This is a genomic window from Antarctobacter albus (assembly GCF_900101505.1).
GTDB lineage: Bacteria > Pseudomonadota > Alphaproteobacteria > Rhodobacterales > Rhodobacteraceae > Antarctobacter > Antarctobacter albus.
Map to the genome: position 1 here is coordinate 56686 of NZ_FMZI01000007.1, position 26676 is coordinate 83361.

General features: G+C 64.9%; 21 protein-coding genes. 4 read left to right on the forward strand and 17 right to left on the reverse strand.

The annotated features are described in order from the left end of the window. Window positions 1–120 precede the first annotated feature (120 nt). Window positions 121–1167: a calcium-binding protein gene (locus tag BLQ71_RS13335; RefSeq protein WP_074622062.1), complete on the reverse strand. Its 1047-nt coding sequence runs from the start codon at window positions 1165–1167 to the stop codon at window positions 121–123. A 268-nt stretch (window positions 1168–1435) separates the two neighbouring features. Between BLQ71_RS13335 and BLQ71_RS13340 the strand changes: the two genes are divergently transcribed. The 4 genes from BLQ71_RS13340 (at window position 1436) to BLQ71_RS13355 (ending at window position 5877) form a co-directional block, all read left to right on the forward strand. After that, window positions 1436–2194 carry a metallophosphoesterase gene (locus tag BLQ71_RS13340; protein ID WP_074622063.1) on the forward strand — a complete coding sequence of 253 codons (759 nt, stop codon included), beginning with the start codon at window positions 1436–1438 and terminating at the stop codon, window positions 2192–2194. A 455-nt stretch (window positions 2195–2649) separates the two neighbouring features. Then, window positions 2650–3267 (forward strand): sugar transferase, encoded by a 618-nt coding sequence (locus BLQ71_RS13345; RefSeq protein ID WP_074622064.1) that lies wholly within the window; start codon window positions 2650–2652, stop codon window positions 3265–3267. Between the two features lie 308 nt (window positions 3268–3575). Then, on the forward strand, window positions 3576–4955 hold the full coding sequence (locus tag BLQ71_RS13350) for a polysaccharide biosynthesis/export family protein (RefSeq protein WP_083342246.1): 1380 nt from the start codon (window positions 3576–3578) through the stop codon (window positions 4953–4955). A gap of 178 nt (window positions 4956–5133) precedes the next feature. Next, window positions 5134–5877, forward strand: a complete 744-nt coding sequence (locus BLQ71_RS13355; protein WP_074622065.1) for a glycosyltransferase family 2 protein — start codon at window positions 5134–5136, stop codon at window positions 5875–5877. An 84-nt stretch (window positions 5878–5961) separates the two neighbouring features. Here the strand turns inward: BLQ71_RS13355 and BLQ71_RS13360 are convergent, their stop codons facing one another. The 16 genes from BLQ71_RS13360 to BLQ71_RS13435 form a co-directional block, all read right to left on the reverse strand. After that, window positions 5962–8124, reverse strand: a complete 2163-nt coding sequence (locus tag BLQ71_RS13360; protein ID WP_074622066.1) for a GumC family protein — start codon at window positions 8122–8124, stop codon at window positions 5962–5964. Window positions 8125–8242: 118 nt separating this feature from the next. Further along, entirely contained in the window at window positions 8243–9193 is a 951-nt protein-coding gene (locus BLQ71_RS13365; RefSeq protein ID WP_074622067.1) for a glycosyltransferase family 2 protein, read from the reverse strand. Beyond that, window positions 9190–9747 (reverse strand): LbetaH domain-containing protein, encoded by a 558-nt coding sequence (locus BLQ71_RS13370; protein WP_074622068.1) that lies wholly within the window; start codon window positions 9745–9747, stop codon window positions 9190–9192. The genes BLQ71_RS13365 and BLQ71_RS13370 overlap by 4 nt, the downstream gene beginning before the upstream one ends. Before the next feature lie 10 nt (window positions 9748–9757). Next, window positions 9758–10582, reverse strand: coding sequence for a hypothetical protein (locus BLQ71_RS13375; protein WP_074622069.1), 825 nt, complete (start codon window positions 10580–10582; stop codon window positions 9758–9760). Between the two features lie 4 nt (window positions 10583–10586). Then, a complete protein-coding gene (locus tag BLQ71_RS13380) occupies window positions 10587–11705 on the reverse strand; it encodes a glycosyltransferase (RefSeq protein ID WP_074622070.1) in 1119 nt (372 codons plus the stop codon). After that, window positions 11702–12823, reverse strand: coding sequence for a glycosyltransferase family 4 protein (locus tag BLQ71_RS13385; protein ID WP_074622071.1), 1122 nt, complete (start codon window positions 12821–12823; stop codon window positions 11702–11704). The genes BLQ71_RS13380 and BLQ71_RS13385 overlap by 4 nt, the downstream gene beginning before the upstream one ends. Further along, on the reverse strand, window positions 12820–13593 hold the full coding sequence (locus tag BLQ71_RS13390; protein WP_074622072.1) for a hypothetical protein: 774 nt from the start codon (window positions 13591–13593) through the stop codon (window positions 12820–12822). Before BLQ71_RS13390 ends, BLQ71_RS13385 begins: the two co-directional genes overlap by 4 nt. 1 nt (window position 13594) lies before the next feature. After that, on the reverse strand, window positions 13595–14557 hold the full coding sequence (locus BLQ71_RS13395) for a sulfotransferase (RefSeq protein WP_074622073.1): 963 nt from the start codon (window positions 14555–14557) through the stop codon (window positions 13595–13597). Continuing rightward, a complete protein-coding gene (locus BLQ71_RS13400; RefSeq protein WP_074622074.1) occupies window positions 14554–15741 on the reverse strand; it encodes a glycosyltransferase in 1188 nt (395 codons plus the stop codon). The genes BLQ71_RS13395 and BLQ71_RS13400 overlap by 4 nt, the downstream gene beginning before the upstream one ends. Window positions 15742–15790: 49 nt before the next feature. Continuing rightward, window positions 15791–17032, reverse strand: coding sequence for a lipopolysaccharide biosynthesis protein (locus tag BLQ71_RS13405; protein ID WP_074622075.1), 1242 nt, complete (start codon window positions 17030–17032; stop codon window positions 15791–15793). After that, window positions 17029–18261 (reverse strand): hypothetical protein, encoded by a 1233-nt coding sequence (locus tag BLQ71_RS13410; RefSeq protein ID WP_074622076.1) that lies wholly within the window; start codon window positions 18259–18261, stop codon window positions 17029–17031. Before BLQ71_RS13410 ends, BLQ71_RS13405 begins: the two co-directional genes overlap by 4 nt. After that, window positions 18258–19031: a sulfotransferase family 2 domain-containing protein gene (locus tag BLQ71_RS13415; protein ID WP_133066128.1), complete on the reverse strand. Its 774-nt coding sequence runs from the start codon at window positions 19029–19031 to the stop codon at window positions 18258–18260. The genes BLQ71_RS13410 and BLQ71_RS13415 overlap by 4 nt, the downstream gene beginning before the upstream one ends. A 246-nt stretch (window positions 19032–19277) precedes the next feature. Next, window positions 19278–21212 carry an acyltransferase family protein gene (locus tag BLQ71_RS13420; protein WP_074622078.1) on the reverse strand — a complete coding sequence of 645 codons (1935 nt, stop codon included), beginning with the start codon at window positions 21210–21212 and terminating at the stop codon, window positions 19278–19280. A gap of 33 nt (window positions 21213–21245) precedes the next feature. Further along, window positions 21246–23111, reverse strand: coding sequence for an acyltransferase family protein (locus BLQ71_RS13425; RefSeq protein ID WP_133066129.1), 1866 nt, complete (start codon window positions 23109–23111; stop codon window positions 21246–21248). Window positions 23112–23395: 284 nt separating this feature from the next. Beyond that, a complete protein-coding gene (locus BLQ71_RS13430) occupies window positions 23396–25723 on the reverse strand; it encodes a LamG-like jellyroll fold domain-containing protein (protein ID WP_043137284.1) in 2328 nt (775 codons plus the stop codon). Between the two features lie 254 nt (window positions 25724–25977). Then, window positions 25978–26637 carry a sulfotransferase gene (locus BLQ71_RS13435; RefSeq protein WP_074622080.1) on the reverse strand — a complete coding sequence of 220 codons (660 nt, stop codon included), beginning with the start codon at window positions 26635–26637 and terminating at the stop codon, window positions 25978–25980. Window positions 26638–26676 lie beyond the last annotated feature (39 nt).

Sequence of the window (26676 nt, forward strand, 5' to 3'; positions counted from 1 at the left end):
ATTGGACTTAAGGCTCTATTTTAAATGATTTTTATGTGGTCGGATGATCGGCGGGTCGCACGGCCATGAAAAAAGGCCCGCGCAGGTGGCGCGGGCCGAACCGGGCAAAAGATGGGGTCCTCAGCCTGCCTGCCGCACCTGGGCGATATCGGGCCCCATATCCAGCCCGAGGTCGGTCAGGGCGCTTTCCGCGATCAGGACGATCTGGTCCATGTCCGGAGCGTCTTCGGTGGGCAGGGTGGCCAGAACCTCGTCCCCCAGCAGGATTTCGGTCAGTGACGGATTCTCGGCATTGGGGCGCATGTCCAGGTCCGGCTCATCGCCGTGCAGGCTGTCGTTGTAGACGACCATCAACTGGTCTTCATCGTCATCGTAATCGAGGATGTCGGCGCCGCTCTCTGTCATCCATTCGCCAAGGACCAGCACATCTGCCCCGGCGCCCAGCGAGACAACGTCGCCTTCGCCCGCAATCACCGTATCGTCCCCGGTGCCGCCGTTGAGGAAATCGCCCGCGTCGTCATCCTCGCCCGTCTCGTCCAGGTGGACGCCGGACAACAGGTCATTGCCCGCGCCGCCGAACAGCGTGTCCTCTCCCTTGTCCCCCATCAGCGTGTCGTCGCCGTCGCGGCCATGCAGCGCGTCGTCATGCGCGCCGCCGCGCAGATAATCAGCGCCCTCGCCGCCATTCAGCCTGTCCTCGCCATTGCCGCCGGACAGCAGGTCATCGCCGGCGCCACCGTACAGGTCGTCAGGCCCGGCCTGGCCTTCCAGGCTGTCGTCGCCATCACCGCCATCCAGCCGGTCAGCCCCGACGTCGCCGCGCAGGAGATCGTTACCCGCCGTGCCCGTGCGCAGGTCGAAGTCATCGGTTCCCTCGAAGTCAGACAGATCACCAGTTCCGTCCGGCGCGGTGTCTTCGGAAACGGGGCCGGCGGGGGCGGGTCCTTCGGCCGCCTCGGGGGCGGTATCGGCTGGGGCGGTATCGGGTGGAGACGTGTCCGGCAGGGGGAAGTCGTCCAGGGTATCGACAGGGGCGTCCCCGACGGCGTCTTCTTCGGGGACCCTGGCGAAATCGTCGTCTTCGTCGCCGTCGTCACCGGACCCGATGCCGAGGAAGGCCAGCGATCCGATCGCCATCATGCCCAGTAGGCCGGTCAGAAAGATCATGGCTCTGCCTCGTTTCTCTTGTCGTTTTGCGCAAGGAGTGTCGCGACCCTGGCCGTGCAAGGCAAATGTTCTTGTCTCCTGCGGTTAACGCCAGCTTTGAAGCACGGCGCCGCTACGATCATGCGGCGAACCGGCCTGTCGGGAAACCCGCTTGCCGGGAATAATCGCGCCAAACAGCGGCAAAGCGACGCCGAAAGGCTGCCAAAGGCATTTACCGTGGTTCGCTTCCTGCTTTGCCGTTCGGGTGGAAACACTTACATCTTGGAACATGATTCTGCGCAGCCGCAAACAGCCGTCCCAGGAACCGGACCTTCCCCAAGAGCCGCTTCGTCCCGAAACCCCGTTTTTCGCCATTGGCGATGTGCATGGGTGTGACCGACTTCTCGATCGCCTGCTGCATCGCCTGGACAAGCTGGGACATCCGGAGGCGCTGCTGGTCATGGTCGGCGACTACGTCGACCGGGGCGAGGAAACCGCGCGTGTCCTGCGCCGCATGACGGTGCTGAGCGAGGCGGCCGGCGACCTGATGCACTGCATCATGGGCAACCATGAAAAGATGCTGCTGGACACCCTGGATGACCCGGTTGCCAACGGACCGCGCTGGCTGCGCTATGGCGGGTTGCAGACACTGGCCAGCTATCGTGTGCCGCCCGTCCTTGGCGAACGCCCCGAGGCCGAGTGGATCGAGATGCGGGACCGCCTGGCCGAGGCGCTGGGCGAGGCTACGATCGCCTGGCTGCGCGGGCTGCCGCTGACCTGGCAGACCGGCAACGTTGTGGTCGTCCATGCGGGCGCGGACCCGGCCCTGCCGATAGCCGGGCAGGAACGCGGGAATTTCCTTTGGGGGCATCCCGATTTCCGCCGCAAGCCCCGGGCCGACGGCCTCTGGGTGGTGCATGGGCATACGATCACCGAGTCGCCGAAGGTTGAGCAGGGCCGTATCCCGACCGACACCGGTGCCTATGCCACCGGCGTCCTGTCCGCCGCCCTGGTCGAGGCGGATGGCGTGACCTACATCCACGCCTAGTTTCGCGGCGAATCCGAGAGCGATTTCCGCGACGATCCTCCGGGGGTTGCCGGGGCGCTGACCAAGCATCTGACAGGGCTAGAGAAGTCGCGGATCAGGCTGGTTTTTCTGCAGGTGCAAACACCCGGATAGCGGTTGAATTTCCCCCTGAGGTTGAAGATTGCCTGCGCTTTTTCCCGAATAGAATGATCACGAAAGCAGCAGGCCAAAACATGTCAAGCTGTTGAATCTTAGATGTCTTCCTTAGCTTGCTTCAAATTTTGGCGAAAACGTGCCGTTTGGGACTCAGCCCGGGACCTTTAAGGTTTTGTTAATTGACTTTGCGACTGACGCTACCCTACATCAGATATCAATAAGTGTGACTGTGCAGGTGCAGCGTTTAATCTGACATTATACCTCTTGGGGGCGATATGTTTGACGTCAGGACTCTGGATGAGACGGCAATTTCCGCCGGATTGTCCTACCAGGAAGGCGGCTTTGCCAGGGCCAGGGTTTTCCGGGCCACGAAGCGAAGCTTCGACATTTTCATGAGTATCCTCCTTCTGCCGGTTCTTGCCGTGCTTGCGGTGCTCATCCTCATCCTGAACCCGTTCTACAACAAGGGCTCGCTGTTTTTCGTGCAGCCCCGCATGGGCCGCGACTGCAAGCCGTTCCAGGCGATCAAGTTCCGCACCATGCGCGCTGTGCCCAAGGTCGAGCGCGGCGCGGACAGCCCGCTGGAACATGACCGGATCACGACTCTGGGCCGCTTCATGCGCAAGTCGCGCATCGATGAGCTGCCGCAGATCATCAACGTGCTGCGCGGCCAGATGAGCCTGATCGGCCCGCGCCCGGACTATTTCGATCACGCGGTGGAATACCTCGAAAAGATCCCGGGCTACCGCGAACGCCACGCCGTCCGCCCCGGCATCAGCGGTCTGGCGCAGACCGAACTGGGATATATCGAGGGCATGGACGCCACCCGCCGCAAGGTGAAGGCGGACCTCTACTACATCTCGCACATGAGCTTTGCGCTCGAGATGTGGATTTTCTGGCGGACGCTCAGCGTCGTCGCCAGGCGCGGCGGCGCCTGACAGTCGCCCCGATCAGTCGGGCCTGCAACTGCAAAGCGAATGGGCGCACCCACGGGTTGACCGGGGTGCGCCATACTTTTCCACAGGCTGCCGTGGTTTTTCCGATCTTGTTGCAGAATTGCCGCTTTCGGTCCTGATAGCGCATGGCAGATCATGGGCCCAGTCGCATTCAAGGCCCCACCGGGGTACATCATATAGGGATTATTGCGGTTTAGGTTTTTGCCGTCCGCCGCCGGTGCCGGGTGTGGGAACGATACGGCGCAGGGGGGGGACGCACAAAGGGGGCGAACTTGGCTACGGGTTTGAAAATGCATAATAGAATCGGGGGGCTGGCGCGTGTGGCCGTGCTAGCGATGGGCGGTCTCGCCGTCCTGTCCGGGTGCGGCGTCACCTATCACAGCCCGAAGGTGACCGAACGACAGGGCGAGCTGCCCGTTTCTGTCGTCGAACTGACGCCCAAGGCCGTGGCCTATGCCAATGCCTCGCACTACACGCCCCGCGCGCTGCCGGATGTCTTCTACGCCTATGCCGGATCCTACGGCGGGGCGACCGGTGCAGGGGCGCTGCCCGCGGCCCCTTACCTGCCGGATGAGTCGCGTCAGCGCCTGGAATACCGCCCGCTGCCCGACATCAACCCGCAGCCCTACCGCATCGGCGTGGGGGATGTGCTCTTGCTGGCGACCCGTGGCGCCGCCTCGACGGTTGAACAGCTTTCAGGCCTTCTGGCCGCGCAGAGCCAGCGTCAAGGCTATACGGTGCGCGACGATGGCTCTATCGCCATCCCGGACATCGGTGCTGTGCAACTGGCGGGCCTGACCCTGCAACAGGCCGAGGACCAGCTGTTCCAGGCGCTGGTGTCGAACCAGATCGACCCGTCCTTCAGCCTCGAAGTGGCCGAGTTCAACTCGCAGCAGGTTGCCGTCGGGGGCGCCGTGCGCACCGCCAAGCTGGTGCCGATCACGCCCAACAACCTGACCTTGGGCCAGGCGCTGATCACCGCCGGTGGTCTTGCCGTGCGCGACGAGGAATTCGCCTCGATCCGGATCTACCGCGATGGCACCCTGTACCAGATCCCGGTGGAAACCTACCGCGCGCAGCCCGCGATCAAGGACAAGCTCCTGCAGGCGGGCGACGCGGTCTTTGTCGATACGACCTATGACCTCGACCGGGCCTTCGAGTTCTACAAGACCAAGATCGACGTGGTGAACCTGCGGTCCTCGGCCCGCAGTCAGGCATTGCAGGCGCTGAGCACAGAGATCGCAATTCGGCGCAGCGCGCTGGACGAACGCCGCCGCCTTTTCGAATCCCGCACCGAGCTGGACGCCGAAGGGCGCGACTATGTCTACCTCAGCGGCGAAGTCACCAAGCAGAACCGGTTCCCGCTGCCCTATGGCCGCCAGGCGACGCTGGCCGACGTCCTGTACAATGAAGGCGGGTTCGACAACACTACCGGCGACCCGACCGAGATCTACGTCCTGCGTGGCAGCAGCGATCCTGCCAAGGTTGGCGAGATCGTGGCCTATCACCTGAACGCGGGCAATGCGGCCAACATGATCATGGCCACCAAGTTCGAGATGCGCCCCAACGACGTGATCTTCATCGAGGAACAGCCCATCACCAAGTGGGGCCGTGCCCTGCAACAGGCCTTCCCGACGCTGCTGAATGCGGCCGGCCGGGCGGCGCTCTGACCTGAAAACCAGCATCCGGCGCGGCGACTGGTCCCTGACCGCCACCGCGCCGGATCGCGCGTTCCCAAGCGATTTCCAACGTGCTAAGGCGCGGTCGAGACGCCGGTACAGGCGGACCGATGACTGTCATTTGATCCGCCGGCCCGGGCCAGCGGTAAATTTCGAAAGAGATCGAGACGTGACCAGGATTTCCGTCGTCACCGCCGTCTACAACCGTGCGCGTACCCTTGGAGAGGCGCTCGACAGTGTCGCCGCCCAGACCCATCCGGATGTCGAACACGTGATCCAGGACGGCGGGTCGACCGATGGCACGCTTGAACTGATCGAGGCGCGGAGCCAGTCCAACATCTCTCTGGTCAGCGAACCGGACGGCGGCATCTACGATGCGATCAACAAGGGCATCGCCCGCTGCACCGGCGACGTGATCGGGCTGATGCATTCGGATGATTTCTTTGCCAGCGACCGGGTTCTGGAGCAGGTGGCCCGGGCGATGGAAGACCCGGCGATAGAGGGCGTCTACGGCGACCTCGACTATGTTTCCGGCACGGACACCGGACGGATCATCCGCAAGTGGCGCTCTGGCAGCTACACGATGGATTCGCTCAAAAGGGGCTGGATGCCGCCGCACCCCACGCTTTACCTGCGGCGTGAGGTTTTTGATCGCTGGGGCGTCTACGACACCAGTTTTCGCATCGCCGCGGACTACGACGCCATGCTGCGCTACATGGTCAAGGGCTCTGTGCGCCTGGTCCATGTGCCCGAGGTCTTCGTCAAGATGCGGGTCGGCGGCGAAAGCAACAAGTCGATCGGAAAGATCCTGCGCAAGAGCCGCGAGGACTACCGGGCGCTGCGGGCCAACGGGGTCGGTGGCATGGGGGCGCTGGCGATGAAGAACCTCTCCAAGGTCAAGCAGTTCCTCTGACGAGGTCCTCCCGACAATGAAAAGGCGCTGTCCCTTGCCGGGGACAGCGCCTTTTGCGTTTTGTCGGGCCGCTTGGCCCAAGAGTCAGGAGTCGTAATAGCCCTTGGCGTATTTGCCATAGCTGCCGTAGCCATAGCCGTAGCGGCTCATGCCCTTGTGGTTGATCTGCGTCAGGATCAGGCCCGAGGGGCGCAGGTTGACCGTTTCCAGCAGGCGCAGGCCCTCGATCACCGTGGCATTGGGCGTGCGGTTCCATGCAACGCACATCAGCAGGCAATCGGCCAGCTGGCCATAAAGACGCGCGTCAGGAACGATCAGGACCGGCGGCGTGTCGATGATGATGTAGTCGAACTCCTGCCGCAGCATGGCGATCAGGTTGTGGAACTTCTCGGACGAGATGATGTCGGCGGCGTTCTTGGTCGCCTTCTCGGACCGCAGGACGTAGATGCCGTTCTGATCGTCGTAGTAGATGATCTCTTCCAGTGTGGCATCGCCGATGAGCGCGGTCATCAATCCGGGCTGTTCCTGCGGGAAGCCGAAGTAGTCGATGAAGTTGCGGCGCCGCATGTCGCCTTCGATGATCAGGACCTTCTTGTCGAGACCGGCAAAGTTCTGTGCCAGGGCAATGGCGGTCGTGGTCTTGCCTTCGCCGGGCAGGCAGGAGGTTGCCATGATGACCTGTGGCGGCGTGTCGATGTCGGAGAGCAGCACCGAGGTCCGCAGGTTCCGGATCGATTCCGCCCCTTCCGATGTCGGCTTGTCCCTCAGGTAGGGCAACAGCTGGTTGCGGCGCCGGATCGCCATCTTGGGGATCTGGCCCAGGATGGTGTGACCGGTGGCTGCCTCCAGCTCGTTCGTGGTGAGGAAACCCTTGCGGGTGAACTGGCCAATCAGGATCAGCACGGTGCCCGCGACAAAGCCCAGAATGGCCGAAACCAGCACCATCCGGAAACGGCGCGGCTCGACCTGCACACCGGGCACGGCGTTCGACAGCACGCGGCTGTCGGCCTGCTGCAGCCCGCGCTGGACAGAGGTTTCCTTGAGGCGGGTCAGGAACGTCTCATAAAGCGTCCGGGTCGCCTGGGTTTCGCGTTCCAGCTGCTGAAGCTCGATCAGCTTGGCGGATTCGGTTTCGATCTCCTGCTCGATCCGAGCCAGCGAGGCTTCCAGCGCATCGGCCTGGACCTGTGCGCGGTCCCGGTTGGACTGGACCTGCGAGATCAGCTGCTCGAACTGAGAGAGGATCAGGGCGCGTGCATTGGGGTCGTTGTTCTGCTGGAACTGGTTGTAGAGCCGGCGGATCGTGGGGCTGTCGGCCTCATCGACCATCCGGTCGAGATCGCCGCTGTCGCGCAGGGTTTCCAGCTGGCTGATACGGGCCTGGGAGTCCACGACGGTCTGGCGGGTCTCGCTCAACCGCCCGCGCACCTCGCGGGCTTGCTGGTTGATCGCCTCCAGCGCCTCGGGGCTGGCCAGCCCCAGGGCGGCACGCCGGTCCTTCAGCGTCTGTTCGCGTTCTTCCAGCTCGTCCTCGAGCTCGGCCACGCGTTCGGACAGCCAGAGCGAGGCGTTTTCCGTGGCCTGGAATTTGACGTCGATCTGGTCCTGGATATAGGCCTGCGCGATGGCATTGGCGATCCGGGTCGACTTCATCTTGCCTTCGGTGGTGACGCGGATGTTGAACACATAGGTGTCACGCATGTTCGAGGCGTCGATCTTGCGGCGCAGACGGTTGACCGCCTCGATGATGTCCGCCTCTTCCTGGGTCAGATCGCCGGGGCCGCTGGTCGGGTCATCGGGGCGCGTGGGGCGACCGATCAGGCTCTTGGCCGCCGATTTCGCCTTGTTGATGATGGTTCCCACCGAAAACGCCGGTTCGGGACGCAGCGAGCTGTTGAACTCGGGATCCTGGGTCAGGTCGAGGCTTGTCACCACCTTGGACAGGAGGCCCATCGATTCCATCACCTCAAGCTCGGTGTTGATGGTGTAATAGTCGGTTGAGATGCCGGAAAACACGTTCTGGATGTCGACGACCTGCTGTTTCTGCGGGCGCAGGACCAGGGTCGTGGTCGCCGCGTATTTCGGCACGGCCACAAGGAAGGCCTGGTAGCCGCCGATGGCCACGCCGACGACGACGCAAAGCAGGATCAACAGTTTGCGCGACCACATGACCCGCAGCAACTGGCCGATATCGAGACCGTCGGGAATGGAGGCCACGGAAAGCGCGGCGGCGAAACGTGGGTTCATCGAGGAATCTTGTGACGTATCATTCATTTCGGTGAATCCCATTCCGGGCCGGACATGTCAGTGATCCCATATCGCCCTGTGCATAACAATGATGATGATTACGGTTCATAACGGTGTATCAGCCCAGCTTCGCCGGTTTGGCGGGGCTTGCGGGCGGTTGCGGCTGCAACTGGATGCCCAGAACGTCCCGGATGGCGGTTTCCACGTCCGCGCCGGTCCGCTCCATGTGGCGTTTGACCTCAAATAACTTCATGTCGACCAAGTATCGATACCAGAAGCCCTGGAGAAAGTGAAACGCGGCGCCTTCTCGCCCATCGAGAAAGCCAAGCCGCAGGACATAGCGATACAGGAAATAGGCCAGCGCGCGACTGCCCGTGGGCATGTTGGCATAGACCTTCTCCTTGAGCCAGCGTTTGACCCCCGCCTGCTGCCCGCCCTTCAGGTCGGCCACGGTTTCATGCGGCATGAAGCCGTATTCGAGGTTCAACAGGTCCACCACCTCGCGGTTGGAATAGCCGTTGTGCTTTTCCGTCCACCAGGCCAGCGAGTTGTGGTTGTCGTCGATCAGCTCGCCGTCGAAATCGGCGGTCTGGCCGGGGACAAGGATATGTTCGTCCATCCAACGGTTCTCGCAGCGTCCGCGCCCGTTGCGGAACAGGCGCAGCACGCGCACCGGAAAGATGCCGCCAAAGCGGATGCGCTTGCGAAGGAATGTCATCCGGCGCGAGACATAGACGCCGTCGATCTCCTCGCCCAGGCCGCCCAGCTTCTGCACGATCTCCTGCGCCAGCGGTTCGGTGATGTATTCATCCGCGTCCAGCCGCATGACCCAGTCGGCCTCTGCAGGCACCCGGTCGATGCCCCAGTTCATCTGGGTGGCGTAATTGATCCAGGGGTTCTCCAGCACGGTGGCGCCCTTTTCGCGGGCGATCTCCCTGGTGCGGTCGGTCGATCCGCTGTCCACCACCAGGCATTGCGTCGCAAAAGACGCGACGGAGTCGAGGCAGCGCGCGATATGGCGTTCCTCGTTCTTGGTCAGGATGACGACGGTGACGTTCGGCTTGGTCATGCTGTGGCGTCCTCGGTCAGGGTGCGAAGCGGTTTCGCCGGGTTGCCGACGACGATGGTGCGGGGCGGGACATCCTTCATCGCCACGGCACGGGCGCCGACGATGGCGCGCGGGCCGACGGTGACACCGGGGCCGATGAAGGCATCCGCCGCCACCCAGGCATCGGCACCCACCTCGATCGGCGGTTTGACCAGCGGGCGGTCGGGCAGGGCGATGTCATGGCTGCCGGCGCAAAGATGCGCCCCCTGTGAGACGGTCGCGCGGGCGCCGATATGGATCGGGCCAAGCGCATAGAGGATCGCGCCGTCGCCCACGGCGGCATAATCGTCGATGGTCAGGTTCCAGGGCATGGTGATCCGCACGCTGGGATAGACATGCACCTGCTGGCCGATCCGCGCCCCAAAGCTGCGCAGCAGGAACCGCCGCCAGCCCCAGAAGGGGCGCGGCACGATACGGAAGGCTGGCAGCACCAGCGCCCAGAGCACACGGCGGATCTGTTCGGCGCGGCTCCATTTCGTGCCGGCGCGGTTCTTGGCGATGTCCAGTTCGCTCATCTCGGGCCGCTCAATCCTCATATCCCCAGCGCGTCAGATGCGGCGCTAGGGTCTCGTTGATCTCGGCGACAAGCTCGGCGTTATCCAGCTCCTTGCTGCGCTTGCTGCGTCCCTTGTTGAAGGTCAGCGTGCCGCCATAGATGTTTTCCAGCTTCACCTCGCTCAGCGGTTTCACCGGGCGGGTATGGGCGTGCAGCGCGTCCACCATGCCCTGCTGTGCGGCGGCGTCGCCGCCACCCTGCGCGCCGATCAGCTCCTCGAACGACACTTGCAGCACGTCCGGCGCGGTCCGCCAGCCATAGGCCCGGTCCAGCACCGTGGTGAAGGGGTACAGCGTGTAGCCCGTGCCCGGCCCGCCGCGCAGCAGCCGCGCGATGCGGGCGTCGCGGGAGAGGCCCGCGAAGTCCTTGTGCATGTAGAAATCCGGACGCGAGCCGATCCAGTCCGCGAAGGACACCAGGATGTCACGCGGATCGCGCCGGATGCAGATCATCCGCGCGCCGGCCTCGCGCAGCACGCCCTCCAGTTCCTGGGTATGCGCGGCGTGTCCGCCCATGATCTTGCCCGACAGTTTCCCTGCCGATGCGGCGATGTATTTCCGCGATACCAGCGCGTCGGTCTCCAGGCCCACCTGCACCGCGTCCGACTGTCCGCGCGGGCGGCGCAGGATGCGTTTCAGCCACTGGTGTTTGCCGAACAAAAGGTGGGCAGAAATGCCGTTGAAGGGCCCTTCGATGCCCAGCTCGTTCAAGGCGGAATAGACAAGGTGATTGCCCGATTTCCAGATGCCGGTGACAAAGATACAGGCGGTGCCGTCAGGGGCGGTTCGGGTCATTCCGTCATCCTTGTGCAACACGTTCATAGTCCACCTCGATCCGTTCCGCGATCTTGTCCCAGTCGAATTCCTGACGCGCCCAGGCCCGGCCCCTTGCGCCCATTGCGCGCCGCTCTGCCTCGGGCAGCGACATGCCCTCTGCCAGGGCCCCGGCCAGCGCGCTCTCGTCCCTAGGCACCGACCAGCCCGCGCCCTCGGCGGGCAGCATCGACCAGGGCGCACCATCGGTCGAGATCACCGGCAATTCCGCCAGCAGGGCCTCGGGCACGGTCAGGGCAAAGTTCTCGCTGTCCGTGGGCAGGGCAAACAGTTCTGCCGACTGCAGAGCGCGCCACTTGTCGTCGCCAAAGAGCGGGCCGGGGAAAGCAACCCTTTCCAGGCCCAGGTCCCGCGCCAGCGATTGCAGCATCTCCAGGTGACCGTCCTTCGGGTCCGGGCCGATGATCCGCAGGTCCCAGCCGGGGAAATTTGGTTCCAGCTGCGCCCAGGCGCGCAACAGCCGGTCGATGCGTTTTTTCTTGTGCATCCGGCCCAGGGTGACAACGGTCTTTTGACGCAACGGCGGCGTCGCGCGCAGCGCGCCCGGCATGTCGGGCACGCCGATGGGTACCACGGCGACAGGCGCCGTCAGGCCATAGGCGCGGATCTCTGCCTCTTCCTCGGGGACGGTGGCGTGGTACAGCGCGGCGGCGCGGAAACAGCGATCCTGATACAGCGCCGAAACCACGCGTTTGCGCCCCCTGGAATAACTCAGCGCCACGTCGGACAGCATCCCGTGCGGCGAAATCACCAGCGGCTTGCCGGACCTTGTGGCCCAGCCCGCGGCGACGGCCGAACTGGCCATCCATATGCCGTGCAGGTGCAACACGTCCGGATCGAAGGCGCGGATCGCCCCGGCCCAACCCGGCGCATAGCCCAGGCTGCGCGGTCCCAGCGGCGGTTTCACCGTGGCGGGCGCGCCGTGCCAGTTGTCCTTGTCCCCCTTCTGCCATGCCGCGTCTTCGAGGCCGAAGACACGCACGTCATGGCCCCGGCGCGCCAGCGCGGCGGACAGATGTTCAGCCACTTCGCGCACGCCGGAGGCACGGCGCGACAGGTGTCCGGCAAGAAAGGCGATCTTCATGCGGGTCCCCCGGTCTGTTGCGCACCGGCGGTGGCCCGGACCCAGTCGCAGAACCTTGCCGCCATTGCCTGCGTGTTGAACCGTGTCGCGACCGTGTCCAGCGCTGCCCGCGAATAGGCGTTCAGTCTCTCGGGGTCGTCGGTCAGCGCCGCCAGTTGGCGGGCAAGGTCGGTGACGTCCTCTCGGGCGAAGGTGACGCCCGTCGTTCCGGCGGCAAAGGCCGCGATTTCGGGCATGTGGTCGGCGCGGCTGTCATGGACCATGACCGGCAGCCCGTAGGCCATCGCATGGACCAGCGACAGACCCACTGCGCCCGGATAGACGAAGACCCGCGCGTCATTGGCGATGGGGGCGATCTCGGCCTCGGTGAAACGGGGGCCGTGCCACAGGACCCGGTCTGCGCAGCCGAGCGTTTCGGCCCGGGCGCGGATCGCGTCTGGCGCGTCGCCGATCACGCTCAGTTCGACCGATGCCGCCTCGGGGCGGGCAAGCGCCTGCAACAGCAGGTCAAACCGCGATTTTTCGGTCAGGCGGCCGATGAACATGGCGCGGCGCGGGCGCGTCGCGGCATCATAGGGGGTGCGCAGGCCGACGATCTCGCGCGTGTCGATGCCGTTGTTCAGCGCCGAAGCGGGCAGGGTGCCGCCATCGGCGCCGTATTGGCCGGCCTCGTCATCGGTGTAGAACAGAACAGCAGCGCCCAACCGGTACATGATCCGGCGCAAGCCCTTGGCCAGCCCCCGGCTGCCAGCGCTATGGTAATGGCCCCACCAGATCACGGGGATGCCCCGCTTGCGCGCCCGGCGGGCCAGCACAAGGTTCGAGGCGGTGCGGATCGTGGCGCTGAGCACGAGCACGTCGACGCTCGACAGGTCCAGCGCCGTGGCGCCCTCCTGCCAGTCGATGCCCTTGGCGACGCTGCGCGTCTCGCCAAGGCGGCGGAACCAGTCCGGATCGCAGCCATCGGCGCGCGGGGTCACGCGGGCGGCATGGACGTTGAGGTCAATCCCCGGTGTCGCGGCGATCGAGTCGAAAAAGGCGATGCGGTAGTGCGGCACATGGTTCTGCAGAACCGCGACGCGCAGGTCGTTGCTGGTGGGAATGCCGGTTTCGATCATGCCGTCACCCCGTCCCCCGCGGCGGCGGGCGTGCCCCGCTCTGCCGCCTGGTCAAGGACATAGGCCCGCAAGTCGGCCTTTTGGGCGTCCGTCAGGTGATCCTTGCGCCGGGGCGAGGACATGGGCACCTCGTCGAACTGCCCATCGAACCCGGCACGCCGCCCGGCGTTTATCGCGACCCCCAGCCGGTCGAGCGCAGAGACAAGCGCCTGCCCCTTGCTGTCCAGAACCGTGTTCAGATCCAGGATGGCCACGTCATCCGGCGCCTGCGCCGCCATACCGTGCCAGAAGGTGTTGTAGTGGTGGTATTCCTCGAAGATGCGCTGCCGGTCGGCCAGCGCGGTTTCCACGTCGGGCCACCAGCGGCAGAACAGCCCCCAGTTCACGATCGAGACCGCCCAGCCGTCGATCCGCTTCTGCATCACCAGGTGGCGGGTTCCCCCGGGGTAGCCGGCGGTGCGGTTCAACTCGGCCAGTGTCCCGGCGGTCAGCCTGTTGGCAAAGCGCGGTTCCAGCGTGATGCTGGTCTTGTCCGGCTGCCAGCGAAAATGCTTGTGCGTGGGGGCGTTGCGGGCGCCGTCGAACATGTTGACCGGCAGCGTGCCAAGCGCGCGCAGGGACTTCAGGCAGTAGTTGGTGCCGGACCGCTGGATGCCGTGATAGGCAAAGGGGCGCCCGCCGCTGGCGCGCGCCCGCAGGCGCGGCCAGAGGTTGGCGCGCGGCCCCATCCGGGCGAGGATCTTGTCCGTGGTGCGGCCCAGGCTGCTCATCTCAACCGGCCTTTCCGGGCGAGGCGACGCGGGCGCGGCGCAGCTTGGACCGCAGGGTCCTGAGCGGTGCCGCCTTGATTCGCACCGGCCATTCGCCAAAGGCGAGCTTTTCGCGCCGCGAGGCGTGTTTGGCATGGGGGTAAAGCCGTTCGTACCCCAGCGGATCCAGCAGGCTGTTGGCATTGGCCTCGAAGATCTCGATTTCGCGCCCGCTCAGCTCGGTCTTCCAGGCCTCGGTGCGCACGGAGGCGATCCCGGCGCCGACCAGCGAATGCTGGTGTCTCGTGAACTCGGGGACGTCGTAATTGCCCTGGGCATTGATCTCGGCCTCGGTCAGGGTCAGGTCGGGATCGTCGCGCAGGAACCGCATCAACCGTGTCCATTCGGCCAGATCGCCGCTGGCCAGCCGCTCGTAGGTGACGGTGATGCAGGTGTCGGGGAACATCTGGCTGGCGGCCAGCCCGGCGGAGACCTGCGCCCGCCACCACCAGGCGCCCTCGACCGGGTTGTTCGGACCCCAGCTGAGTTTCTGGACCGAGGCATAGACCGCGCGGCCGTCGCGGACGATATGCACGAAACGCGCCAGCGGAAAGCTGTCGCGCAGGATGTTGAACAGGCTGAAGTTGACCGGCGTGTGATCGACCCAGATGCCGGTCGGATGGGTGTCGATCCCCTCGGTAAAGACCAGCCGCGCGAAATAGGGTTCGACCCCTTCGGCAGCGGCGGCGTCCAGCGCCGCCTGGTCGGGGCGGTCGGTCCAGAGCCGGTAGTAAAAGCTCTTGTCGAGGATGCCTTGCAGCTTGTCCGTGCGGCCCTTGGCAAAGGCGGCCAGCAGGTCCCGCTTGAACTGGGACTCCGGGGTGACACGACCGTTCAGCAGCGCGCCAAGGCGTTCGCCCAGAAAGGTCGTGCCGCTGCGCGGGCAGGCGCCGATAAAGACGGGGCGAAGCGGGCAGGCTGTCATGCGCAGACCTTTTCGGATGGGGACCGGTCCAGGGTCGTGGCGATCCATTTCAGCACCTGCATGCTGCGCCCGTCGCCATCGGTGAGGGCCGCCCGGTCTGCCAGCGCCCGGCGCATCCCCGCCAGGCGGTCGCTGTCAGAGGCGAGGTCGTCCAGCGCGGCGGCAATCGCGGCGGGGTCGCGCGGATCGACCAGCACCACGCCCTCCGCGGGCACCTGCCAGCGGATGTCGTCGATGTCGGAACTGACCACCGGCAGCCCGCAGGCCATCGCCTCGGCGATCACGTTGCAGCAGCCCTCGGCCAGTGTCGGCAGGACAAGCACATCCGCCGCGTTCATCCACAGGGGCAGTTGATCGTGACCGACACTGCCCTGAAACACCTTGCCCGCGAAATCCGGCTTCAGCTCTCCGCTGCCCAGGTAGGCGACCTGCACCGGCGTGCGCATCTGCTTGAGCGCCGCGTCGACGCGCAGCACGCCCTTGCGGTCCGAAAACCGCCCGACGTAAAGCGCCAGGAATGCCTCGGGATCGAGCCCCAGCTCTGCCCGGCAGGCGGCGCGGTCGCGCGGGCGAAACAGTGCCGGATCGGGCGCGTTGGGCATCAGTTGCACCTTGTCCGGATCGGCGCCCAGCTCGATGGCCTCGTCCCGCAGGCGCGGCGAAACGCAGACCACGCCCGTCGCGTCGGCCATGACCGCGCGCCGCTCGGCCAGGATGTGTTTCGGCCCGGTCAGCAAGGTCTTGCTCTCGCCCAGGTCGACGAAATACGGCTCTCCGGTGATTTTCGAAACCTTGCGCGCCATCGCCCCGGCCGAGATGAACTTGGCATAGATGAAGGCGCCGCGCTCGGCGCCGGTCATGGCGGCGACGACGCGCCCGTGGTTGTAACGTCGCATCCTGCGGCGGACCCGTTGCGGCAAGACCCCGCCGAACGGCTGCCCAAGGGTCGGGGCCCAGGTGACCTTGATGCCGGGCTGAGAGACATCCTGCGCGGGGCGCAACGCGCGCTTGATCCGAAAGCCAAGGGTTTCCACGCTGAAGACGTCGATCTGGCGGGCCGTCGCGCGCCAGGCGTCGGTCAGGTTGGCCAGGAAACGGCCACGTTCGGGGTGCCGGGGATGCGGGAAAACGGGGGTCACGACCCGTATACGGTCGAAGCCCGATATGCTCTCGAATTGGCTCATCTAATACACTTTCGTTCTGGCGCCCCTATACTGGCGCGGGCATGGGGCATCAACCGGACTGGCGGCGCAGGTAACCGAAAAAACTGAACGTGTTCACGAGCTTCATGGTGGACATGGAGGCGGCGACACCGATCACCGCGTAGATGGGATCGGCCATGACTGCCGCCAACCCGATGGCCAGCACGGCGACCGCGAAACCGGCGAGATTTGCGATCAGGTTCTTCTTTTCGTTGCCGCTCATGGCCAGCATGGCGCCGACCGGCCCGGCAAAGACATGCACCGCGGCCCCGACCATGATGATGGTCGCGAACAGTTCGAACGGCGGGTCCGTCGGAAAGGGCAGCGGCACCAGCGCATAGGCCAGCAGCAGGAAGGCCACACCGGCCAATCCCAGCGCCAGGCTGAACACCAGCATCCGGCGGTAGAGATTGCGCAGCTGGCGTGCGTTCTTGCCCGGCACGATGGGCATGACGTAGACGCGGCCCGGTTCGTTGAGATAGGTCAACAGGCTGCCAAATCGGTTGGCCAAGGCAAAGACGCCGGTGACCGTGGGTCCAAACAGCGCCGCGATGGCCAGTGTCGTGCCGTGCCCGTTGAAGGAGCTCAGCGTCTGGTAACCCAGGACGTGCCACTGGTCGCTGCCCAGCAACAGCCGGTAGCGGAACCCGGGCGCCCGTGCGGCGCGGCACTCGGCCAGGAAGGGGCGCAGCAGCAGGGCAAAGACCACGGACGAGGCCACGTAGCCCAGCGTCAGGAAGGCCAGCGCCGCGAAATGGCCGGTTTCGCCGAACTTGCTTTCGAACAGGACCGAAAGCCCGAAGAGCGCCACGCTGATGCCCACCGGCAGCGCATTGGCAAAAAGCGAGACCTGCACCTGTTTCTTTTGCGCCAGCAGGATACGCGACAGGATCATCGAACAGTTGAAGGCGGTGACAAAACCCAGGAAGATCAGGCTTTCCAGCGGCGGCCAGCTGCGCAGGATCAACACGCCGATCAGCGCCAGCGCCACGCCCCCCGCCAGGACAGAGGTCAACAGCGCCGACAGCAGGTAGTCTAGGAACTTCTCGCGCAGGATCTCGGGGCTGACCTTGTAGTAGCGCACCAGGATATTGTCCGCGGCCAGCCGCGCGATCAGGCAGGTAAAGACCTGCGCGCTGAGATAGGTCGAGACGAGACCGAAGCTGGTGGTGCCCAAGGCCGTTGCCCAGAGCGTCGTCTGGGCCAGCGACAGGGTGATGATGACCAGGCGCAACGACAGGATCCGCGTCGCGAAACCAATCATTTTCTTCATGCGGAATATCCCTGCCCGACGACGCGGGATGGCGCGGGGACGGGTCTGTCCCTCGGGCTGGTCTGCCCCGGCATGACCGCGATCACGAGGAAGATGAAGACGGCCTGCGGAAAGTAGAAGGTACTGCGCAGCAGCAGCAGGACCATCGCCAGGGCAAGGCCCCGGCGGCCCAGCCGCCGCCAGGCGATCAGCGTGATCAGAAACACTGCCAGCGCGCCGGTCAGCCCGCCGTGGAACACCATGTAGAACGCAAAGCCAAGCGACTGGGCATAACCGCAATAGTCGCAGACGTCATGGCGGTTGCCGATGAGCGTATCGACCACATTGCGCCCGGTCACGTCACCGATCAGGCGCCCCTTGGACAGGATGCTGCCGTCCGAGGCGCCCTGCGTGTCCAGCCGGTAGATCAGGTAATCCAGCGTCGGCAGCCCGATCATCGGCCCCACCTGGATCAGCAGGAAAGCGGCGCCGACCAGGGCCAGGACCGAGATGATCAGGTTCTTGGCGTTCAGCCGGTTGGCCAGCAGGATCGAGATGGTCAGGATCATCGCCATCACCACCGAGGTCAGCGACAGCGTGCTGGTCAGCGTGACCACTGTCAGCCAGTGGAACCAGTTGGGCTTGCGGTCGCCCAGCATGGACAGCACCGCCAGCGCGGCGAGATTGGCGGCAAAGTTGCCGGGCTCTGCCTGGTGCCCTGCGTAGCGGGCAAAGCCCCAGGTATAGGTCGTCTCGTCCCGGCCGGCGCCGCCATAGTTGAACACCGTGGGATCGAAGGGCAGACCCAGCTGCCCGGCAAGGATGATCTCGCCATAGTAGAGCCCGACGTTCAAGATCGCCGCGTAATAGGCATATTTTGGCAGGTTTCGGATCAGCGGCTCGATCGGGATGAGCAGGAAGAGTGCCGCGAAAAGGGTAAAGACCACCGCGTATTGCAACCCGTTGATCGACAGGCAGGCAAGGAACACCACGGTGCAGATCACCACGTAGGCGTCCTTCCGCAGCCGCATCCGGCGTGGCGGATCGGCCAGGTTCAGCAGCACCAGGCAGATCAGCGCCAACGGCGTGTAATACAGAAGATACCCGGTGGCGCCGCCCAGGACCGACTGGGTGAAGGTGATGAACAGAAAGGCGGTGCCAAAGATGTCGGCCGCCAGGTTGCGGTTGCGGCCGTCCGGTCGTGGGGCGGGGCCGTCACCGGGGCCGGCTATCGCGGCCGGAGGTCTCATGATTGCGCTGCGGCGGGTTCGGCCCGCGCCGGTTCGGGATCGTCCCAGGGCCAGCGCCGGGTGCGCAGACCGCTTTCGAAGTCATAGCCGAAAAAGGCGATGTCCTCGCCAAAGGCCGCCTCAAAAAGTTCGCGCGCCTCGGCGTCGAAATAATCGCGGTAGTCGCGCCGTTTCTTGTTCATGTTGGTCTTGGGCATTTCCTGCCTGGGCAGGCCAAGATGGTCGAGAAGCGCGGCAAGCCCCTGGTCCAGTTCCTCGTAGAACAGGATGCGGTCCACCGCCAGGCGTCCGTCCTCATGCGCGATCAGGCTGTGCTGCTGACGGACGATATGAACGAAGTCATGCCCCAGCCAGTCACGCCGCTGCGCGGACACGCCCTTGAGCGCCCAGGACAGGTTGCGGGCCCAGCGGCTGCCGAATTCCACAGCATGCGCGCGGCGTGCGGCCATGCTCTGATCCGGCAGAAAGACGTTGCGCAGGCTGATCGTTTCCTGCGGCAGGCAGCGCAGGACATCCTTGATCGGGCGGTGTTTCGAACGCTTGCAGTAAAGCCAGCCGGAAACGAACCGGTCCCAGGGATTCCGCACGATGGTGAACTTGAAATACTCCCGAACCTCGGGCGCGGTGTTCCACTCCTTCGACAGCAGGCCGTCGCTCAGGTAGGAACTGTTCCGGCTGCCCAGCTCGAAGTCCGGGAACACCCGTTTGACCGAGGTCCCGGCGGCCTTTTTCTGGTGGACGAAAATGCAGCGCGCTTCGTGCGAAATCATCTTGGCGAACAAAGCCTCTTGGTTGTCAAAACCCGAAACCGGTGTTGCGGTCGATGCCTGTCCGCCGCCCTGCCGGCCCGGGTCGAATCGTCCCGGCAATTATTTCTTTTCCAGCGTCACTCAACACGGATCGAATGGCCCGGCAAGCTGCCGCAACGTCGCTGGCGCCCCACTCCGCGGCTCGCGGCTCCCGGCGCCCAAGAGTTTGGCAGAGCAGGCCGCCAACCGGCAAGCCCTTGCCGATCTTCAGTTCACCGGCAGCCAGTTCCGCTCGGCCGCGACACGGCCGAAATGCTGTGCGCCTTCGATCGTCCAGTGGCCGTAATCATACATGGTTTTCATGCCCTCAGGTGTCGCGATGGCGCAGGTCTTGGCCGCGTCCTCGCAGATAAGGTCATGACGTGACAGGTAGGTGACACCAAGCGCGCCGGCCAGGTCCCGCAGCCGCGCGTTCCGGTCCCGCACCTGGGTGGCCTGGGCCCCGAAAGCGATCTCGTTGGCCCGGTCGAGGTTGCCCTTGCCGTGGTACTGCAGCATGTACCAGTCAAAGATCGGCTGCTCCCCCGGAGAGATGAACTCGACCGTGTTGCCGACCACGATCACCTCCTTGCCATCGGCCTTCATCCGCTCGATCACCGGCGGCAGCAGGGTCTCGAACTCGGTGTTGTAGCGCGGCGCCAGCAGGATGATGTCGGCGGCCTTGTAGTTCGGCGCATCGGTCAGCTCCTGCATCTGCTCCGCCGGGAACTGACCGTCGAGGCCAAAGCGGGCGAATTCGTACCCAGGGAACAGGGCGCGGTTCAGGTAGAGCGCGTTGAACATGTCCTTGCTGTGAGAGTTCCCGACCACCAGCACGTTGCGCCGCGCGTCGTCGCCGAACCACAGCTGCGTGGCCTCGTTGCGTGACGGTTCATGTGCGTTCCAGGCGCCGATCTCTTCACCGCCGGCAAGCTGTGCAAGCGGCGTCCAGGACACGTCGCGCAGGCGTTCGTTGTCGAAATCGTTGGGCCCGTAGATCTCTGCCAGCTCGGCGGCGCGGCCCTGGGTCAGCAGGGTCGTGCGCTCGCTCAGCCCGTAAAAGCCCGCGACCAGGGCCACCGCGCCGGTCATCGACAGCGCAAAGGCCCGCGATCCCAGCGTCCGGCGAAACGGGGTTTCTACGATGTGATAACCGATCCAGGACAGCGCAAAGGTCAGTGCGATCCACAGGGCCATGTCGGCGGCGCCGGGTGTTTCGACGCTGCTCAGCCGCCCGAAGGCGAAGATCGGGAAATGCCAGAGGTACAAGGAGTAGGACAGGCGTCCAACCCAGACCATCGGTCCGCTGGACAGCAGGCGGGTGACGATCAGGCCGGGCCCCGCGCAGTAGATCAACGCGCAGGTCGCCAGCACCACGGGCACCGTCGGCAGACCCGGATGGGCCAGGCCCGCCAGGTCGAATGTCAGCATGCACCCGACCAGAAAGACCAGCGCCAGCGGTTGCACGATCCGCGCCACGGATCCGCGCCCGTCCTGCTGGCGGGCCGGGATCATGGCCATGATCGCCCCGGCCAGCAGTTCCCAGGCCCGGCTGACCGGAGAAAAGAACGAGAAATCGGCCCGGAGCTGAGTGGTTGCCACGGACAGCGCCAGGCTGACGACGAAAAGCGCGACAAGGACGCTCAACAGCCCCCTGCGCGACATGCGCGGCAGAACCAGCGCCATGAAGGCGGGAAAGAACAGGTAGAACTGCTCCTCGATCGACAGGCTCCAGGTGTGCAGGAAGGGCTGTAGCAGCCCGGATTGCGCGCCGTATTCTTTCAGCTCGAAGAACCAGAAGAAATTGCTGAAGAACAGAAGGGCCGCCATCAGCGACTGGGCAAAGCGCTCGATCTCGCTGGGCAGGAGCAGAAAGAAGGCGACCGGCAGGCTGCAGATCATGACCAGCAGCAGGGGCGGCATGATCCTGCGGACCCGGCGCAGGTAGAACCCGGCCAGAGAGACGCGCCGCTCGCGCTCGAACTCGGCGATCAGGATGCGGGTGATCAGGAACCCGGAGATCACGAAGAAGATGTCCACGCCAAGAAAGCCGCCCTTGAACAGCACCTCGCCGCCCAGCGAAATCTTGAGGTGGTAGACAAGCACGCTCAACACGGCCAGGGCGCGCAGGCCGTCGATCTCGGGGCGGTATCTGATGCTCATACCTGCAGTCCTGTCGTCATGTGCTGGCCCGTGTCAGTCGGCGACCCGGGCGGTCTTTGCGCGAGCCGCATCGGTCAGACCCTGTCGGTAGGCCGCTTCGATCCGGTTGCGCAGCCGGGTTGTGGCAAGATCGGACAGGTGCCGTTCGTCCCGGAACATCTGGTTGCCCTGGGCGTCCAGGAACAGGACCTCGCCGGTTTCGCGGACAAAGGGGCTGGCCACGTCGACATAGGTGACACGCTCGCCGGCCAGGCCCGAGAGATGTGCATTGACCTCGGACCGGCGCAGGCGGTCGGCCTCCGGCTCGGCAAAGGGCGGGCGGGCGCCGTCGCGCATTGCCGCGCGCGTGGCGTCGGGCGGCAGCGCGGGCAACTGTCCCAGGATCACCACATGTCCGGCATGGGGCAGCAGCTTTTGCAGGGCCAGGTCGGCGCGGCCTTCCTGCCCGCCGGACAGCTTGCCCGACCAGTGGTTCGCCAGGATCACGACATCGGGCCGCGTCCGTTCGATGAACCCCAGGCTGTTGCGCCAGAGCGCGGGGTCCTTGCCCTCGGTCACCGGCAGGCTGTTCTTGCCCGCGACGCTCAGAACATGCAGCGTGCAGCCAAGGTCATGGCACATGTCGCGCAGCGTACGGCCAAAGTTCGACCCGATGCTGTCCCCGGCCAGCACCACAATGGGCGCGCCCTGCGGACCCGGGTAAAGCTTGCCACCCTCGGCGGCCTCGGTCACGCTGCTGTTGACGTAGAATTCCTTGCGGATCCACAGCCCGGCAGGCACCGACAGCGCCAGCACCACGGCAAACCCGGCAAAGACCGGCAGCCGCAGGTCCGGCCGGTTCAGGGTCCGCCGCGCAGGCGTTTCCAGCAGCGCGTAGGTCGCCAGTGTCAGGGCCAGCGTAACGACCACTTTCAGCCCGTGGCGCAACAGGTCGCTTTCGGCAAAAAGCGCATAGTCGACAAGGCTGAAGACCGGCCAGTGCCAGAGGTAGAGCGAATAGGAAATCTTGCCGATGGCCACCATTGGGCCCGAGGCCAGCAACCGCTGGCCGGGATAGGCGCCCCGGGTGCCGGCCAGCAGCAGCGCCGCGGTTCCGGCGACCGGCAGCAGGGCAACATAGCCCGGAAAGGCCAAGCCCTCGTGCAGGACCACAAGGCTGGCGGCGACCGCGGCCAGCCCCGCCAGCGCCAGGCCGGGTCGCAGAGCTGGCGGCAGGTGGCCCATCCGCCCGTTGGCGACAAAGGCGGCAAGGCCGCCAAGCCCCAGCTCCCAGGCCCGGAACGGCAGCAGGAAGAAAGCCGCCTTCGCGTTGACGAAGGTCATGGCGATGCAGGCCGCCAGGCTCAGTGCCGTGATCGCCAACAGGACGCGCGCGATGACCCTTGCTCCGAACCGGCCCAGCATCATCAGCATCAGCGGGTAGATCAGGTAGTATTGTTCCTCGACCGAGAGCGACCAGAAATGCAGGAAGGGCTGCGAGTCGGGCGAGATGTCGAAGTAGTTGCCCTGGAAATAGAACTTGATGTTGGCGACGGACAGCAGGGCGGCGGCGGAATTGACCCCGGCCGAGGCGTATTCCTGCGCGATGTAGATGAACCGGGCGGCGATCAGCGTCGCCACGACGACGACGATCATCGCCGGGAACAGGCGCGCGACCCGCCTTTGATAGAACGTGCCCAGGCGGATGCCGTCGCGTTCCAGGTCGTTCATCAGGATGCTGGTGATCAGGAATCCCGAGATCACAAAGAAGATGTCGACCCCGATGAAACCGCCCGGCAACCAATGCGGATCGAGATGGAAGACAAAGACCGATCCGACGGCGATTGCGCGCAGGCCGTCAATGTCACGGCGATAGGAAACCGAAAACCCGCCCGTTCCGGGGCTACTGTCCGTGCTCATGTTGGGCGCCAACCTCACTGACGGTCAATAACTTGCTCTTCGAGTCGATAGGTGGAAGCAAAATCAATTAGTTGCGCAGAAACTTGCGCGGAAACCCACCGCGCTTTCCCTACCAGTTGCCCTTGCAGCGATCAATACCTGCACTGCCGACCCAGGGGAACGGAAACTTGGTCCGCTCAGGGGGGCAGGCGGGCAGTTGCACAAGAAAGGGGCGGATGGAAATCCATCCGCCCCAAGGCCCCGGTCAGCTCCGTCGCCGGATAGGCATCGCCCGGCGCGTTCGGTCAGATCTCGGCCCGCCAGGACAGGGTGACGGGCGTGCTGGCCAGCGGCAGGTCGGCTCCGTCCTTGACCACGACCGTCATGTTTTGCGCGTCAAAGAGCTTGGTCTTGGCGCGGTAGTCGTTGTCGCCGGTGATCTGCGCCGCGGTAAAGTCCGGCTGGCTCAGCAGGCCATGCGCAAAGGTGATCTCGCCATTGGCGTCGGTGCTGGTCTGCAGGGTGCCGCGTCGGTTGATGCCGCCGCGCGGATCGCGGCCCAGGGCCGCCACCGCGTTTGTCCGCAACTCGACCAGGGCCATGATCTCGTCCGGGGACAGCAGCCGATCATAGACCAGCACCTCGTCGATCACCACGGTCGAATTCTGCCCGCCGTTCAGCTTCCAGTCGGTGTATCCGCCAGAGGTCAGGGCCGGGGGCACCGCGCGCGTCACCTCGTTGATCGCCTCGCCATTGGGGGCGTGGAAACGGATCGTCCCGGCGGTGGCATCGTGGCTGATGACGTACCAGACCGGTTGCCGCAGGTAGTTGTCCTGCACGTTGCCCAGGTCGTCGCTCACCCGGCCGCCGCCGTTGTCCTCGGTGCGCACGCGCAGGTAGCCGGGGCGGGGCGACAGGTCCAGCGAGCTGTCCGTGACGCTGTCCTCGATGCTGAAGGCCAGGTGGTTGCCGTTGGTGGTGTTGTAGCACAGAAAGCCCACGGTCCAGTCCGCGGTCCAGTCGATGCTGGTGTCGTTGATGATCACCCCGCCGCCGGATCCGTCACCCGCGACACCATCGCCGTAACGGGTGTGCGTGCCGGTCTTGCTGCCGCCGCCGATCACCTCGGCCCGTGCGCCGCTGATCGGACAGTGGAAATGGTCGTCACCCTCATCGACGAAGGACCAGGCGCGCACCAGCCCGCGCGAGGTGAAGCCGGTGAAATGGATCGAGTAATCCTCGAAGGCGGCGCGGCCCAGCGGGATCAGGCGGCCGCCGTTCTGGATGAAGCCGCCGCTGACGTTGCTGTCCTGCTGGGTGATGTCGCCCGAGACATAGAGCGTCCCGGCATTCAGCACGATGTTGCCGTTGGTGTTGTGTTCGAACCAGGCCTGGCCGTCGATCTGCCACGTCAGGCGTTTGCCGCCGCTGTCGCCATCCACCAGGATTCCGATGTCACAAGCGCCCAGTTCGGCCGCGCGCAGCTCGATCCGGCTGTGGTTCTGCTGTCCGCCGCCCAGGCGGATTCCGGTGCCGCAGCCGTTGATTTCCCGCACCCCCAGGTGCAGCGCCTGGATAAAGGGCGAAACCTGTCCCAGCGGCGTCGGGCATTCGATCTCGACACCTTTGACACAGTCGTAGGCATTCAGGTTGTCGGTGTCGACATAGGCCACGGCCCCGCCTTCTCCGGTAAAGCAGAAGGCCGTCTCCGCCCCTTCGATATAGATGTTGCGAAGGTGCGACTTCCGGAAGTCATACGCCAGGATGCCGACGAAGTTGCGGTAGTTCGGATAGCCCGGCTCCGACACGATCGCCAATCCCTCGACCGCCGCCGACACGCAGGTGACGGCCCCGGTGCCCAGCTGGATCGCCGCGCCCGTGCCGGTGTAGTTCAGCGTCACCGCGTGGTTCGACGTCCCGCCACCACGGGTGCCGCCGGTTCGCGCCGACCCGATCAGAGAGACCGAGGGCGGCACGATCAGCGTCTGTGTCGTCAACCAGCGTTTGGGCGCGACCGGCAGGATCACGCAGCCGCCCCCGTCGACAGAGGCGGCATCCAGCGCCTTCTGGATGGCGGGGCCGTCATCGGCCTCGTTGTCGCCCACTGCGCCAAAGGCACGCACGTCGAACCCGTTTCCGGTCGCGACCACCTTCAGCTTGACCCCGCCTGCGGTGATGACGTCCGGGGCAGATGCGCTGGGCGACAGCACGCGGTAGGTAAAGCCGCACTCGTTGACGGTGATGTTCTCGCCCAGCGACACCCGTCTGCGGCCCAGTGCAACCCCGTAGCCCAGAACCCGGTCCGCAAGCAGTTGCGAGACGGTGTTGAAGGTCTTGGCCGTGCCAAAGGAGAGCGGCGAGGTGACCGAGATGTCATCCTGGCTGAACAGGATCTTGTCCCGGTCGGTCGTGATGACGACCTTGTAGTCGCCGTCGACCAGGAAACACAGCTCGAACTGCCCGTTCTCGTCCGCCACCAACGGGTTGGCCATCATCGTGGTCAGCCCCACGTCGCTGTAGACCGGGCAGGCCTGGTCGGTGCCGGCCCACATGATGTATTTCTTGGCGTGGGCGACCGGGGTGCTGTTGTGGTCAAGGGCGATGCTCGCCGATTCCAGGTTCAGGAGTCCCATTGAATTACCTCGTCTGAGCGTGACTGTTCAAAGTCAGCGTTTCCTAGGGGAAGCCGAGGCCGGACAGGCGCCAGTCACCCGCACTGCGTTCAACAGCGCTTCAGTGGCGTGGCCCGTCCTTCGGTCTTCCCGAGAGCGACAAGGTTATTGGCTGGTCCGGTAAACAGCGGCCTGCGCCACAGTCCGGTGCCCGGGCGTTCCGGCAACGGCTGGCGGCGTGTCACGGCCCGGCCGGTCACGTGACCGGCGCTGGGTCAGAAGTCCTTGAGGTAGTTCTTCCAGCGGTTCGGGACGACCTTGACCAACCCCTTGGGCAGCGCTTTCTGCGCCCATTTTGCCAGCGGCCCGTTGATCGACTTGTTCCGGCGGCGAAAGGCCGATCCCGCGTCGAAGTCAAAGAAGGCGTTGACCGCCTCCGGGTCCGGCGCGTCGATATCCATGATCAAAAGCCGCTCCGCCGGGATCTCGGCGCGGACGGCGGCAAGATGCGTATCCCAGTCACGCTCCCACTTCTCGATCACCTGTTCACGCGTCAGGCCATAGCAGGCGGCATAGCGTTCGGGGTAATTCGCAAAGCCCAGCCGGGACTTGATCCAGTCGTCGCGCTTGCGGATGTTGAGGATGAACTTCATCTCGGGATAGGCGGCGGCGATCTCGCGGAAATGCTTGTAGCCTTCGACGATCCGCTCTTCCGAGGTGTATTCCACGTCCGTGAAGGCGTCGATATCGTCCATTCCGTCCAGCGGCGGCCGTCCTTGTTCCAGGTTGTCGGCGATGGTCAGGGCGATATTCCGCTTCTCGCCGTCGCGCAGGTAGGAATGGTGAACCGCCGTCAGGCCCTGGCGTTCCAGCATGTCGGCAATGGATGTCGTCCCGCAACGGTTGAACCCAACTTGGAAAAATCGCGGCTTCATAGAATGTTCCAGTCTGTTTCCGGGAGGGCGGGCCATGCC